We start from the raw sequence: 16,155 nt of genomic DNA, 5'->3' as shown, positions 1-16,155 counted from the left end.
GGCGGAGACTTCTATGCATAAACTAACCTACTTTTTCATCGCCCTTTTTCTTTTAACAGCATGTACACCCGCTACTGATTCGAATATAAGCAGCCCCCACTCTCATAGAAACATCTCACTGAGCGAGAAGGAAACGGATTGGATTCATTCACAAATTACAGTTTCCGCTATTGGAGATATTTTAATCCATGACCGTGTATACGACGATGCCTGGGATGGGAAAAAATATAATTTTAAACCGATGCTTGCTGAAACTGCCGATTATTTAAGAGAACCGGAAATCACTGTTGCCAATCAAGAAACCATTATGGGCGGGGAATCTATCGGCTTATCAGGGTATCCTAATTTCAATAGTCCAGTCGAAATTGGAGATGCTTTACAGGATGCTGGCGTCGATATCGTCACCATGGCCAATAATCATACATTAGACAGCGGCGAAGAAGCGATACAAAACGCCATTGCCTATTATCAAGAAATAGGAATGCTTTACACGGGAAGCTTCCAAAGTAAAAAGGATCAGTCTGAAATCAGAGTAATAGAAACAGATCAGAACATTTCAGTTGCTTTTCTAAGTTATACATATGGAACGAACGGCATGCCTATCCCAGAGGGAAAACCTTATCTCGTTAATTTGATCCAACGGGAGCAGATCAAACAAGAAGTTGAAAAAGCAAACGAGCTGGCAGATGCAACAATTATCAGTCTGCATTTTGGCGAAGAGGAAGCGCGAATGCCTAATCAGGAACAAAAGGATTTAGCACAGTATACTGCGGATCTTGGCGTGGATGTCGTGATTGGTCATCATCCGCATGTTCTTCAGCCGATAGAATGGCTGGAAGGAAAAGAAGGAAACCAGACATTGGTAGCTTATTCTTTAGGAAACTTCCTTTCCGGTCAATATCAGTTTTACAATCGTATTGGCGGAATTTTTGAATTTGATTTGGTGAAGAAGGCAGATGAAGTACACGTCGAGGCTCCCCGCTTCCTGCCGACCTTTGTGGAGTTTGAAGAAGATGGTGGTACCATGAAAGATATACAAGTTGTTCCATTAGAACAAACAGCGAAGGAGCAGATAGAGAATCTTGATGACGTTTATTCTGAAATGCAAGCCCATATGACGCAGTGGATGCCTGAATTGGATTGGATGAATTTGTCTAAATAGCAATAAGGGTTATTAAAAATAATGGCGGCTAGAATGTTTAACTCTGTCACATCCACTGAGTAAATTAACTAAAGACAGCGATAAAAGTGACCAACTCATGAAAACGCTTGAATCTCTGTTGACTTCATGATGTAGTCGTGATAGATTATATGTGTTAATTAAAAATAATTTATATAATTTTAGGAATGTTACCTATTTGGGCATAACCTGAGCGAAATAGAAGGATGCAATCCCTTTGCGTCTATTCTTATTCGTTCAGGTTTTTTATTTGTAAAAATGATCATCTCATTAGCTCAGAATAAGGAATCATCTTGGAAGTTGTGCATAAAGACATTAAACGGCTGAATTATTCGCCTCTTCACTTTCATCTGTTGTATCTCTAAATAAGCCTTGATTAAATAGTTAAAACCCATGTTGTAAGATTTATGCGTGTTTTCTCGACTGCTGTAACGGTTGGTCAGGAACGGCATTTCTTATATTCAAACAGATAAAGCTTACATGTTTTTTGTCTCAAAAAAAACATTATGTTCGCTTCCTAAAAATAGGAAAGCGTTTCCATTTAAATCCAAAAAAGGATGATGACTAGATTCATGCGCAGAAAATTACTTGTGAAAGGAGGTAAGATTCATTTTGAATGCCAAGCCTTCGTTTGTGAAGCTATTCTGAGCAAAAGAGATATTCATTATATAAAATATAAAAAAGGATGGTAGCTATGAAGAATAAAAAGTTAATTCTTTTTTTAATTGGTTTATTGGCAATAGCAGCAGTATTAGGAGCTTGCACCAATCCATCTTCTGATGATGCAGAGACTGACAGTCCAGAAGAAACGGAAGCAGCAGAGAAAACGGAGACCACGAATAAGAGTGCCACTTCGCTAGAGTCATTATTTGATACTGATATTACAAGCTTGGAAACTGTTAACGTGGTGGATGAAGATATGGAATGGCGCTATTACGATGATGACAAGGACCCAAATGCCGGAACTTGGTATGAAGGTTGGAATAAGCGTAATGGCTGGGCATATCCTGAAGGCTGGTTAGACTGGGGCACCATTCCAATGGAGTTTACAGAAGAAGATTGGCCAACCTATGAAGGAACTGTATTTAGTACCAGCCCCGAAACAGATGGACAAGTGTTAGCGACAACGGAGGATAGTAAAGCAAAAAGTACTTACTTCTTACGCCATACGTTCACACTAACCCAAGAACAAGCGGAGAGTATTTATGCACTTGAAATTACCGCTCGTTACAATGATGCAATGACAATGTATATCAACGGAAGTCCTGTAGGGGGGTTCCACAATATCCCAACTGATAATTATTCTGAAAATATGGAATACGGGGCACAAGAAGAAGTTGCTGATGGGGAATTTATTGAAGAAACCTTTATTGTAGATGACGTTTCAAGTATTACCAATGGTTATGTACCCGGTGAGTATGAAGAAGTTTACGATGAAGAGAATGATATGATAACGCATGAATTAAGTGAAGCAACAACAGATGATGATGGCAACACCTTTATGAACATTACTATCGCTGTTGAATTACATGCGTATGACCCAGATGATAACGAAGCCAGTTTTGAATTAGTGGACGTCATCCTTAATCCGGATGAGACCGAGCTGGCAGCAGACAGTGAAGCTGTGAAGAATGTTTCTGTCAATACAGGGGCAGACGAAGACAGCATTAATTTCACTTGGAATGCTTTATCCTCTGAAACAGGATATGTAGAAGTTGTTGAAGGAACAGATCCTGAAGCATTTTCTATAGAAGATGCCACTGTTTATGAAGCAGATTCCACAGAACTAGCTTATACGAAATTTACAGAGACAGATTATTACACTAACAAAGCAACTGTCGAAGTGGAACGTGATACCGATTACCTCTATCGTGTCGGTAACGAAGACGGCTACTCGCAAGTCTTTCCACTGCGTACACAAGATATCGCGGATGGTTACGAGGCAATTTTCTTAGCAGATGCTCAGATTGGTACCGGCACGATTCCAACCGATGTTTTTGGATGGGAAGAAACATTAGCGCATGCGTTTGAAACTGCGCCAGATGCTAGTATGATTCTAAACGCAGGTGACTTTGTAGATGCACCAGATAAAGAAAGTGAATATGATGCATATTTTGAGCCAGAGATTCTAGCTTCTTATCCAACTGCATCCGCCGTAGGAAATCATGATGTTGCTCCAAACTATAAAAATCACTTTAATGAGCCCAATTTAACGTCATATGGTGAAGATGAGGCAGGCAGTGATTACTACTTCACTTATGGTAATGTTTTATACTTGGTGTTGAATGCCAATAATATGAATAACGAAGAACATGTCCAATTCTTGGAAGAAACAATGGAAGAGACAGCCGATCAAGAATTTGACTGGAAAGTGTTGATGTTCCACCAATCTATTTACGCAGCCGGCAAACAATCGGAGAGTGAGGACGTGCCTATTCGACGTGATGTTTTAGTCCCTGCTATTGATGAGTCAGGCATTGATGTTGTATTAATGGGGCATGATCATGCTTATGCCAGAACCCATCAAATGCATAACTTTGAACCGGTTGAAGATGTTGAATTTGAAGATGAGAATCAGACAGCTGCTGTGAATCCAGAAGGAACATTGTATATAACAAGCAGCTCTGCCAGCGGCAGTAAGTATTATGATTTAGTAGAAGAATACGACTACTTGGCTTTCAGAGAGCAATTTTATGTACCAACCTTCTCTCATATCAGCTTTACTGAAGACACATTTGCGATCACATCTTACCGCACTGATACAATGGAAGAATTTGATTCTTATACGATTAGAAAATCAGAATAGGTTATATAAAAGTCGCGGTTCCTTTCATTCAGGGACCGCGGCTTTTATATTCAATCATCCCTCCTTCTCTGCCGCTAGATTAAAAGAAGTTTAAAATTCATTTTATAAGTATTAAAGATATAATCGCGACAAATGGTGAAAAACTCCGGATAAGAGAATAACTCCTTTTGAAGGAATCTATATTGGCGTATTTTCGGCTGAATATCTTTCTCATTTATCAAAGCTTTAGAGCATTTTTTCCATTCTTCAACCGTCAAACTTCCAAGATAATACTAAAAGTAACCAATTATTGAAAACGCTTAAAAAATTGTTGACTTCCTATAAAAGCCATGGTAAGTTATAGTTGTTAATTAACAATACAATTGTATATACAAATTTAGGAATGTTACCTATTTTGGGCATAACCTGAACCGGATTGAAGACGCACTATCTCTGTGTCTACATCAATTGGTTCAGGTTTTTTATTTGGAAAATTTCACTATAAACCAGAAAGCAGGGAGAGACATGAAGTACGAACAATTAGCTAAAGATATTATTGAAAATGTCGGCGGAAAAGAAAACGTTTACAGTGTTGTGCATTGTATTACCCGGTTACGTTTCAAGCTGAAAGATGAAAGTAAAGCACAAACAGAAGTTTTGAAGAACATGGATGATGTTGTAACCGTTATGAAAAGCGGCGGACAATATCAGGTCGTTATTGGGAATCATGTGCCTGATGTGTATCAGGCAGTAGTGCAGGTTGGCGGCTTCGAAGCACGGGGAGAAGTTGATCCAGATGATGGCAATCAAGAGAAACAAAGCTTATTAAACCGTTTTATTGATTTAATTTCTGGAATATTCACTCCAATACTTGGTGTTTTAGTTGCAACAGGAATGATAAAAGGATTTAACGCCCTGTTTCTTTCTGCAGGCTGGCTGGAGGATACTTCAGGTACTTACCAGCTACTAAACGCAGCAGGCGATTCATTATTTTACTTCCTGCCTATTTTCCTAGGTTATTCAGCCAGTAAAAAGTTTGGTTTAACTCCTTTTATAGGAATGGCAATTGGTGCATCCCTTGTTTATCCAGCATTGTCAGGATTAACAGAGGGAGAACCGCTTTATACACTTTTTACGGGGACCATCTTTGAATCCCCTGTTCATATCACCTTTTTGGGGATACCAGTTATTTTAATGAGTTATGCATCATCCGTTATACCAATTATTATCGCAACTTTTTTTGGCTCTAAAGTAGAAAAAGGTTTAAAAAAGGTTATGCCAAGTGTTGTCAAAGCATTCTTAGTTCCATTTTTCACTATCTTAATTGTCGTACCTATTACTTTTCTCGTAATCGGTCCAATCGCTACCTGGGCAGGCCAAGCATTAGGTGCAGGTATTACTTGGGTTTATGATTTAACACCTCTTGTTGCCGGACTTCTTCTTGCAGGATTTTGGCAAGTGTTCGTTGTATTTGGATTACATTGGGGAATTGTTGCAGTTGGAATCAATAATCTGGCAGTTGCCGGACAAGATCCGCTTCTCGGAATAACATTCGCAGCTTCCTTTGCTCAAATCGGGGCTGTATTGGGAGTATGGATTAAAACAAGAAAACAATCGTTAAAAACGCTTAGTTTCCCAGCGTTTATTTCAGGTATATTTGGGATAACAGAACCAGCTATTTATGGTATTACCCTTCCATTGAAAAAGCCATTTATTATGAGCTGTATTGCTTCTGGTATTGGCGGAGCCATTCTTGGACTTGCCGGTACAAAGATTTATATGATGGGCGGCCTAGGAGTGTTTGGTTATATCAACCGCATTAATCCGGAAGGCATCGATTTTGGATTCTGGGGAGCTGTTATTGCTACTATTGTAGCCTTTGTATTAGGCTTTGTTTTAACCTACCTGTTTGGGGGCGTACGTGCCAACGAAGAAAAAACTCCTGTAACAGATGCTGTAGATCTAGATCAGCCAGAGGACAAATTACCCGAGCCTGGCATGGAATTAAAAAAACAAATGATTGCAAGTCCATTAACTGGAGAAGTAAAAGCATTAGAACAAATTGAAGACACTGCCTTTTCATCTGGAGCGCTCGGTAAAGGGGTAGCTATCGAACCAACTGAAGGAAAACTGATTGCTCCTGTGTCTGGTACAATTTCAGCAATATTTCCAACCAATCACGCGGTAGGAATTACCTCTGATCAGGGCGTAGAAATTTTGATTCATATCGGCATGGATACGGTACAATTAGACGGAAAATATTTTACCGGTCACATTGAACAAGGTGCTAAAGTGGAACAAGGCCAATTATTAATTGAATTTGATATCGAACAAATCAAAGAAGCCGGCTATCCGCTGACAACACCTATTATCATAACAAATACCGAAAATTATGCTCGCGTCTTATCGACGGAAGAAAAAAATATTCAAAGAAAAGATCATTTGATTACTGTAGAAAATTAAAGGTTTACCGAGGAGAGGAAAGTGATTATTCTTCTCCCCTTCTAACAATATTTAAAAGGAGTTTTTTGATATGACGAATACATTTCCAGAAGATTTTTTATGGGGCGGAGCAATCGCTGCCTGCCAAGCAGAAGGTGCATGGAATGAGGGAGGAAAATCATTAACCATTCCAGACATCATGAAATATGAAGTAATCGATAGATCCAAACCTACAAAACAAAAAATAATCAACAGAGAAACCATTGAAGCTGCTAGAAATGACGAAGATCCTACCTATTATCCGAAAAGACGAGGGATTGATTTTTACCGCACGTATAAAGAAGATATCGCATTATTTCATGAGATGGGTTTTAGTGTTTTTCGGCTTTCGATCTCATGGGCCAGAGTTTTCCCTAATGGAGACGACGCTGAGCCGAATGAAGAAGCATTACAATATTATGACCAAGTCATTGAAGAATGCTTAAAATATGGAATAGAGCCTTTAGTTACCATCTCTCATTTCGACATGCCAATCGTATTGATTGATAAATTTGGCGGCTGGTATAACAGGAAATTAGTTGATCTCTATGTAAATTATGCGGAGGTTCTATTCAAACGGTATAAAGGAAAAGTAAAATATTGGATTACGTTTAATGAAATCAATATGAGTATTAAAGCAGGACCAAAAACATTAGGAATACTCAATGAAGGACAAGCGAATTATGAAGAAATGCTGTTCCAGGGGTTACATCATCAGTATGTAGCAGCGGCCCTGTCTACAAAAATAGCGCATGAGATTAATCCCGATAATCAAATCGGCTGTATGGTAGCGTACTTTACAACGTATGCCCATACGTGCGCACCTGAAGATGTTCTGGCTATGCAGGAGGATGACCAGCTTCGAAATCTGATATATTTAGATATTCAGGCAAAAGGATATTATTCTCTTTTCGCTAAAAAATATATGCGAGATAATCATATTAAATTAAAGATGGAAGAAAATGATTTAGAGCTATTAAAAACATATACCGCTGACTTTATTGGTTTCTCTTATTATATGTCCATGGTGTCCAGTGCCAATGCGGAAAATCTTGAATTAACAGCTGCCAATGTGACCAATGTGCTTAAAAACCCTCATTTAGAAGCAAGTGACTGGGGCTGGCAAATCGATCCTAAAGGCTTACGATACACATTAAATCATCTATATGATCGTTATGAAAAACCATTGTTTATTCTTGAAAACGGAATTGGAGCACTTGATAAATTAAATGAGGATGGTACGGTCCATGACGAATACCGGATTGCATATCTCGCGGAACACTTTAAACAGATGCGGGAAGCCATCAACGACGGAGTCGACCTTTTCGGTTACACGATGTGGGGGCCAATCGATATTATCTCATCAGGCACCTCGGAAATGAAAAAACGCTATGGTTTTATTTACGTGGATCAAGACGATTTAGGCAATGGAACAAAGAAAAGATATCGCAAGGATTCGTTTTATTGGTTTAAAGATGTAATTGCGTCAAATGGTGAAGTACTCTAAATGGGGCAGAGAGAAAGCTAAAATGCAAACCTTTAAAGGTGTATCATTGCAAACAAAACATAGATAAGAGAAATTCCGAATAAATTTACGGTGATCTATCTTTCATGTTTGCAATGGTACACATTTAGCTATAGCAATCTATACAGAAAGTACCTGAGATGGATGATGATTTATCAGCTTCTGATTAGGCAAAAATCTTTTACTTGCCAGAGTTTATGAAAACGATTAAAAAATTTATTGACTTCCTATAGCACCCGTGATAAATTATAGGTGTTAATTAACAAAACAATTATATATACAAATTTAGGAATGTTACCTATTTTGGGCATAACCTGAACGGAATGGAAGGATGCAATCTCTTTGCGTCTATTCTAATTCGTTCAGGTTTTTTATTTGCAATCAGTCATTCAAATAAAATTAGAAAGCGGGGAAAAAGATGAAGTACGAGCAGTTAGCTGAAGAGATTATTGAATTAGTCGGCGGCACAGAGAACGTAAATAGCGTAACACACTGTGTGACAAGACTCCGTTTCCGATTAAGGGACTCCCAAAAAGCGGATCGAAAGGCATTAGAGAATCATGAGGATGTCGTCACTGTCCGGGAAAGTTCCGGACAATATCAAGTCGTCATCGGCAACCATGTTCCGGATGTTTACAAAGCAGTCGTTGCTGTAGGCGGGTTCGAAAATGAGAAACAAGAAGATGACAATGAAGCTAAGGATGACGAGAAAAAAGGGTTATTCTCCAGCTTCATCGATATTATTTCGAATATCTTCATCCCAGTTCTTCCTTTACTGATGGCAACAGGTATTATCAAAGGATTTAACTCAATGTTCATCGCGCTGGGCTGGTTAGAAGATACCAGTGGTACGTCGCAAATACTGAATGTGATTGGTGATGGCTTCTTCACATTCTTACCTATATTCTTAGGTTACACAGCCATGAAAAAATTTGGCGGCACACCTTTCCTTGGTATGGCCATTGCTGCTGCGCTTGTTCACCCGAACCTCGCAGGAATCGGAGAAAGCGAACCATTCATGACATTATTCAGCGGGACGATTTTAGAATCACCCGTACAAGTATCCTTTTTAGGAATTCCAATTATCTTAATGAGCTATACCGCTTCCGTGGTACCGATTATTTTATCCACTTACTTTGCGGCGAAAATAGAACGCTGGTTTGCGTCGATTATTCCGCAAGTGGTGAAGTCGTTTATCGTGCCATTCTTAACATTGCTTATCATTGTTCCATTAACATTTATTGTTATTGGTCCTATCGCAACATGGCTGGCACAATCCATTGGATATGCCATCCAAACAGGCTATGAAGCCGTCCCGGTCATTGCCGGTATCGTTGTCGGCGGGTTCTGGCAAGTATTAGTTATTTTCGGTATTCATTGGGGTATTATTCCAATTTATTATAATAACTTAGCTGTGCAAGGGTTTGATATGCTCATCGCGATGACATTTGCTGCTTCCTTCGCACAAATCGGTGCAGTACTTGCTGTCTGGATAAAAACAAAGAATAAAAAACTAAAAAGGCTCAGCTTCCCTGCCTTTATCTCCGGGTTCTTTGGTGTAACAGAGCCTGCGATTTACGGGATTACCCTGCCATTGAAAACACCATTTGTTATGAGCTGTATCGGATCTGCCGCTGGTGGTGCGATTATTGCTATGACAGGTGCAGCGCTTTACAGTGCAGGACCTTTGGGTGTATTTAAAATCCCGACATTTATCCATCCGGAAAACGGGATTGACGGCGGTTTCTGGGGTATGCTGGTATCCATCATTGTAGCATTTATCGTTGCCTTCGTATTAACATACTTCTTCGGACGTATTAATCAAAAAGAAAATACCGAAGCGGTCGTCGGCGATGAAAAAATGCAAGAAGAAGTTCAAGACCAAGCATTGGTTGAAGATGATGTGAAGCAGACCAATCAAGAGATTACCGTCCAAAACGAAAATATTTTAAGCCCTGCAAATGGAGATATCATTCCATTAACGTCCGTTCCTGATGACGTATTCGCTTCCGAAGCAATGGGTAAAGGCGTTGCGGTCCAACCAAGTGAAGGCAGGATGTATGCTCCGGCAAATGGGGTCATTACCACACTCTTTAAAACGAATCACGCTATCGGTATGACCACAGACAATGGCGCAGAAATTCTGATTCATATTGGAATGGATACCGTAGAATTAGATGGAAAATTCTTTGAAGCACGTATGAAGCAAGGGGATACAGTAAAAGCAGGAGATTTGCTGGTTGAATTTGATATCAATCAAATCAAACAGGCTGGATATTCTGTCGTCACCCCTATCGTCATCACGAATACAAAGGCTTATAATGAGCTTGAAATTGTGTCGGGTGATACAATAATGAAAGAAGATGTATTAATTATTACAAAAGTGTAAAAAGAATATTTATAAAAATGCAAGGAGGAATTTTCATGACAAATAACAAACGATTTCCAGAAGGTTTTCTATGGGGCGGCGCTATTGCTGCTAACCAAGTAGAAGGAGCTTATCTTGAAGATGGAAAAGGACTGACAAACGTTGACTTACTCCCTACCGGAGAGAAAAGAAGAGGGATAATGGAAGGCCATATTACCGATCTCAAGCCGAATCCAGAAGATTTCTACCCTAGTCACGAAGCGATTGATTTTTATCACAACTATAAAGAAGATATCGCATTGTTCGCAGAGATGGGCTTCAAATCATTTAGACTCTCTATCTCATGGGCACGTATTTTCCCGAATGGAGATGACGCAGCTCCTAATGAAGCTGGTCTTCAATTTTATGATGATTTGTTTGATGAGTTACGTAAACACAATATTGAACCCGTTGTAACCATCGCACACTTTGATGTACCTGTATCCCTGATTGAACGGTATAACAGCTGGGAAAGCAGAAAACTCGTTGATTTATTTGAAAAATATTCGATTACGATTTTCGAGAGATACAAAGATAAAGTAAAATACTGGATGACATTTAATGAAATCAATATGCTGCTGCACCTTCCATTCATGGGAGCAGGCATCGTCCTTAAAGAAGGAGCTAACCGCGATCAAGTACTTTATCAGGCTGCCCATCACCAGCTTGTAGCAAGCGCCAAAGCGGTAAAAGCATGTCATGAGATTATTCCAGATGCACAAATCGGCTGTATGCTTGCTGCGGGTATGTTCTATCCATATACAAGCAATCCGGATGATGTTTTCAAAGCAATGGAAAAAGACCGTGAATCCTTCTTCTTCATTGATGTGCAGTCACGAGGAGAATACCCGGGCTATGCGAAACGTTTCTTTAAAGATCATAATCTGAATATCAAAATGGAGCCGGAAGATGAGCAAATCTTAAAAGACAACACTGTAGATTATATTGGATTTAGCTATTATTCCAGCCGGACAACCAGTACCGACCCAGAGGTTCTTAAAAATGCTACAAGCGGCAATGTCTTTGGTTCCGTTTCGAATCCATATGTTTCTAAATCCGAATGGGGCTGGACCATTGATCCAAAAGGCTTCCGCATTACAGCTAACCAGCTTTACGACCGCTATCAAAAACCATTGTTTGTTGTAGAAAATGGCCTTGGCGCGAAGGATGAAATAAATGCAGATGGCACTGTCACCGACGACTATCGCATCGATTATTTGAAAAAACATCTTAACGAAATGGGAGAAGCAATCGAGGATGGCGTGGACATCATCGGTTATACCAGCTGGGGCCCCATTGATATTGTCAGTGCGTCCACTGGTGAAATGAAAAAACGCTACGGTTATATTTATGTAGACCGTGATAACGAAGGAAACGGCACATTAAGCCGTAAGAAAAAGAAAAGCTTTGACTGGTATAAAAATGTCATTGCGACCAATGGCGAAGAGCTGTAATAACGATAAAACCCCCGAATGGATTTCGGGGGTTTTTTGCGCTTGAATTTCTTATTTTGCAGGTAAAGCTGAAAAAGGAATCGTTATCTTTGCCTGAATTTATCACAGACAGCATCACCAGTGATCCTGCCGCTTTTTTAAATAAAGTAGGCAAATGAAGAAGAAATACCTTACGTATTTTTTTCAATCAACATCCCCAAATATTTTTCAAAATTGATCCCTTCTATTTCAGGAACCTTTTCTTTCGATGAATCCTGAATAGCTTCTTTGAGGAATGCGACAGCAAGCTGTACAGCATTTTCCAGGCTATCTTCACGCATGATGCTCCCCATCATGACGGAAGCAAATAAATCGCCAGTACCTGAATAGCTTTTCCCGTTATACTCCATCTCATGGTAAAACGTTTTATTCTTATCTAAATACAAGTTACCGATAAACTGCTCTTTTGAATCAATTGACGGAGGATTCACGCCAGTAATAATGACTTCAGCACCCGTTGCTTGCTGCAGGTTATTTCCTGCTTCCTTCAACGCTTGTATATAATCCTTGCCATTTGAATAGCTATGTAACTTCTCATAAGATAATCCAGACAATAAACAGCATTCTGTCACATTTGGTGTAATCACATCTGCATGTCTCACTAATTCTTTCATTTCCTCCAATAATCCCCCGGTAAAAATCTTATAGACTTCTCCATCATCCCCCATGACCGGATCTACCAGCAACCTTGTTTCTTTCGTATAAAACGTATCTAAAAAATGAAAAATATTTTTAATTTGCTCTCCGCCAGTTACAAATCCAGTAAATATCCCATCAAATGTTTCCCCGAGCTTGTCCCATTCCTCTGTAAAATAGTTCATTCTAGAAGTGAAATCTTCCCAAAAATAACTCGGATAAGCTGTTTGTGCAGATAAAACTGCTGTTGGCAAAGGGCAGGCTTGAACACCCATGACGGAAAGAACAGGGATTGCAGCAGTTAAAGAGCATTTCCCAAAGGATGATAAATCTTGAAGCACAGCAACTTTTTTCATATGAACCTCCTTGAACGAACTGAAACTTTTTCTATTTTATCATTTGAAGATTGGCTTGTCATTAAAGGTAATAGGCGATATTGACGGGAACGGATCGTTTATTTCAGATTACATGATCGTTTTCAGCTCATCGTTTAACTGACCCTGTTATTTTTTCATGAATTGACACTTAAAGATAGGTCAATATTCTGCTAAAGTAATAAAAATAATTCAAGTAAGGAAGGTTTAAATATGGAGAATACACCAGCTTATTTAATGACACGTAAAAAAACACAAGACTTAATCATTACTTCTATGCTAATCGCACTCATTTTTATTTCTACCGCATTCCTAAATTTCAGACTGCCGATTGCTGCAAATGGAGGGCTAGTACATATGGGTACAGCTATGCTTTTTATTGCCTCTATTTTATTCGGACCAAAAAAAGGTGCCTTGGCCGGAGCAATCGGAATGGGATTATTTGATATGATCGGGGGCTGGCTATTGTGGACTCCTATAACAATTATAGCGCGCGGGCTGCAAGGTTACATCGTTGGTAAAATTGCCTGGTTTCAAGGCCGCAAAGGAAATAGCATCGCTTTAAACATGACAGCGACAATTGTTTCTGTTCCATTTATGATTGCTATTTATTACATTGGTGAGTCCATTCTATACGGAAACTGGATTACACCACTGGCTTCTATACCTGGGGATATCGTCCAAAGTGTCCTGGGCATTCTGATAGCTATCCCAATTTGCGTTGCTTTAAAGAAGGTCTATTATTTTAAATAAATCAAAGAGGCTGTTGCACAATCGGTTACCTGATCGTACAGCAGCCCCTTTTCCCTTCTCATCTATTTATATAATTGTAGTCCAGCCTAACCCAGCCTTTAAATGTCCTCTACTCTGTAACCTTTGTACTTTCCTGCAAAGCTAATAATTGAATAATTGTTCTCATCACGGCATCTTCTTCATTAGAACGCGTGATAAAATTGGCAGTATCTTTTAATTCTTGTACTGCATTTTGGACGGCGAAACTATATACTGCCCTGTTCATCAATTCTATATCATTATAACCATCACCGAAGGCAAGCGTTTCTTCCGGAGAAACATTTAACATCCGCTGCAGCTGTTCGACAGTCGTTCCTTTATGAACATTTGCATCTGCAATATCAATCCAGGCTGCTTCGGAAGCCACAATATAAGCTGATTCAAAAAAAGGTGCTAATTTTTCTCTTGTTTCAAAACAATTCAAGGAAGGGTCATGAATCGTTATCTTAACAAAATCATCCGTTATTTCCTTAAAATCAGCAACCTGCCTGACCTGCGCATAGGACCCTCTGACAATTGCTGCTTCTTCCTGTGAAATGTCCTGTTTAACGACTGCTGCCTCTTTTGTGCATGCAATAATCGTATGCTCCAGACTTATTTCCTCAAGCAGCTTGATAATTTCCAACCCTAATTTATTGCCCAGCAATGATTCATAAACAAATTCATCATTGTGCTTAATTCGTGTGGCACTATCTCCTAAAATCCATAAATCATTTACATCATCACCAAACAGTTCCTCGACACGCTCGCATTGTTTGCCCGTAACAGGAGCAAAAAAACGTCTTTTTCACGCATTATCTTTTTTACATCATTGTACAAATTTCTATTAAAATCACCGCGGTTATTTAAGAACGTTCCATCCATATCCGTCAGTACTAATTTAATCATGTGAATATCCCCTTACTTTACGCAACTATTACAACGTGGCGGAGATTTGTTTTTATCCATTCATGCAAGAAAAAGTGCAGCATTTTGCTCTGCACTTTTTCTCACCTTTCAAATCCTGGCACCTGTATTAATTCACGCTTACTTCTTCTTGGAAAAATTGAGGAAGATGTGCTTTATGCGCCTCCATCATCTCATCAATAATTTCTTTCGCAATCTTATCACTTGGCGTTAACGGATTAATTGTTAAAGCAAGTACCGCTTTATTATAATCCCCTGTCACAGCTGCCTCTGCTGAAATACGCTCAAAGGACTTAATTTGCTGTACAAGTCCGCGGGCAGCAACAGGAAGATCTCCAACTACCAATGGAACAGGACCGTCTTTTGTAATCACACAGCTGACTTCAACCGCTGATTCAGCAGGGATACTCGCAATGGCACCACGGTTCATTGTGTTTACTGGTTGAATATCACGTTTGTCATTGTAGATAGATGTAATCAACCGAACTGCTGCATCCGAATAATATGCTCCGCCTCGCTCTTCTAATTGAGGTGGTTTGATACTAAGGTTTTCATCTTTATAAAGTTCAAATAAATCTTTTTCCAATGCCTGAACAACCTCAGCACGTGTCCCCTCTGTCTTAGAGCTTTCGATCGCTTTATCTAACATTTCTTTCGATTTATAATAATACATATGATATGGGCATGTTAAGGCATCTAACGCTTGAATAAATTCAGGCTCCCAGCCCATGCCATCAATATTTTTAACAAAGCTGGAGTTTTCCGGATCAGATAATTTTTCAATTACCTCTTTCTTCACACTCACTCCATCCAGATAAACTTCTAACCCATATACCATATGATTCAGTCCTGCAAAATCAATCCGAATTCGTGAATGATCGACATCTAATAATTTAGCGACCCCCATCTCCATACCAATTGGCACATTACATAGACCGACTACTCTATCAATATTGGAGTAGCGTAATACAGCTTCGGTAACCATGCCGGCCGGGTTCGTAAAGTTGATCAGCCATGCATTCGGGCAAAGCTCTTCCATATCTTTTGTGATTCCCAAAATCACTGGAATTGTACGTAACCCTTTAAACAGTCCGCCAGCTCCATTTGTTTCCTGACCAAGTACACCATACTTCACTGGAATGCGCTCATCCTTAGCACGTGCATCTAAACCGCCGACACGAAATTGAGTTGTTACAAAATCAGCATCCTTGAGAGCCTCTCTGCGGTCCAATGTTAAATGTACATCGATTGGAAGACCAGCCTCTTTGATCATTCGTTTTGCAAGGTTTCCGACAATCTCCAGCTTTTCTTTTCCTGTTTCCACATCAACCAACCACAGTTCACTTAATGGAAATTCATCATACCGTTTAATAAATCCTTCTACTAATTCCGGAGTATAACTTGATCCGCCACCAATTGTTGCAATTTTTATACCTTTTGCCATCCTTTACACCTCCAAAAATTTTAAAAAACATTTCAATCTATTTAACTCTATTAAAGAAGAAACTGAACTTATATATTAATTGTACCAATATTTAATCAGATATAAATAGAAAGGAAGCATTTCGTTTTTAAT

9 protein-coding genes and 1 pseudogene are annotated in these 16,155 nt (G+C 39.3%); 7 read left to right on the top strand and 3 right to left on the bottom strand.

Going from position 1 to position 16,155, the window contains the following annotated elements:
* The first annotated feature begins 13 nt into the window (after nt 1-13).
* The 6 genes from ACZSMY_RS13785 (at nt 14) to ACZSMY_RS13760 (ending at nt 11,832) form a co-directional block, all read left to right on the top strand.
* The gene (locus ACZSMY_RS13785) at nt 14-1,162 is read left to right on the top strand and encodes a CapA family protein (RefSeq protein WP_289584731.1); all 1,149 of its coding nucleotides are present in this window, start codon (nt 14-16) and stop codon (nt 1,160-1,162) included.
* Nucleotides 1,163-1,874: 712 nt separating this feature from the next.
* The gene (locus ACZSMY_RS13780; protein WP_042531545.1) at nt 1,875-3,986 is read left to right on the top strand and encodes a purple acid phosphatase family protein; all 2,112 of its coding nucleotides are present in this window, start codon (nt 1,875-1,877) and stop codon (nt 3,984-3,986) included.
* 504 nt (nt 3,987-4,490) lie between these two features.
* Nucleotides 4,491-6,428: a beta-glucoside-specific PTS transporter subunit IIABC gene (locus ACZSMY_RS13775; RefSeq protein WP_341172462.1), complete on the top strand. Its 1,938-nt coding sequence runs from the start codon at nt 4,491-4,493 to the stop codon at nt 6,426-6,428.
* 70 nt (nt 6,429-6,498) lie between these two features.
* Nucleotides 6,499-7,953 (top strand): glycoside hydrolase family 1 protein, encoded by a 1,455-nt coding sequence (locus tag ACZSMY_RS13770; RefSeq protein ID WP_341172461.1) that lies wholly within the window; start codon nt 6,499-6,501, stop codon nt 7,951-7,953.
* Nucleotides 7,954-8,389: 436 nt separating this feature from the next.
* A complete protein-coding gene (locus ACZSMY_RS13765) occupies nt 8,390-10,360 on the top strand; it encodes a beta-glucoside-specific PTS transporter subunit IIABC (protein WP_368901156.1) in 1,971 nt (656 codons plus the stop codon).
* 35 nt (nt 10,361-10,395) lie between these two features.
* Nucleotides 10,396-11,832, top strand: a complete 1,437-nt coding sequence (locus tag ACZSMY_RS13760; RefSeq protein WP_465147897.1) for a 6-phospho-beta-glucosidase — start codon at nt 10,396-10,398, stop codon at nt 11,830-11,832.
* A 170-nt stretch (nt 11,833-12,002) separates the two neighbouring features.
* Here ACZSMY_RS13760 and ACZSMY_RS13755 read toward each other — a convergent pair whose 3' ends face one another.
* Nucleotides 12,003-12,863, bottom strand: coding sequence for a pyridoxamine kinase (locus tag ACZSMY_RS13755; protein WP_256705603.1), 861 nt, complete (start codon nt 12,861-12,863; stop codon nt 12,003-12,005).
* A 231-nt stretch (nt 12,864-13,094) separates the two neighbouring features.
* Here ACZSMY_RS13755 and ACZSMY_RS13750 point away from each other — a divergent pair, with 231 nt between their 5' ends.
* Entirely contained in the window at nt 13,095-13,634 is a 540-nt protein-coding gene (locus ACZSMY_RS13750) for an ECF transporter S component (protein WP_193062754.1), read from the top strand.
* Nucleotides 13,635-13,743: 109 nt separating this feature from the next.
* Here the strand turns inward: ACZSMY_RS13750 and ACZSMY_RS13745 are convergent.
* Nucleotides 13,744-14,561: pseudogene (locus ACZSMY_RS13745) on the bottom strand (HAD family hydrolase).
* Between the two features lie 127 nt (nt 14,562-14,688).
* Nucleotides 14,689-16,023, bottom strand: a complete 1,335-nt coding sequence (locus tag ACZSMY_RS13740) for a 6-phospho-beta-glucosidase (RefSeq protein ID WP_256705602.1) — start codon at nt 16,021-16,023, stop codon at nt 14,689-14,691.
* Nucleotides 16,024-16,155: the final 132 nt, after the last annotated feature.

It is taken from the genome of Oceanobacillus sp. B139/18 (assembly GCF_055524595.1).
The sequence above is the reverse complement of the archived record's forward strand: the minus strand, read 5'-3'. Positions and strand labels throughout refer to the sequence as shown.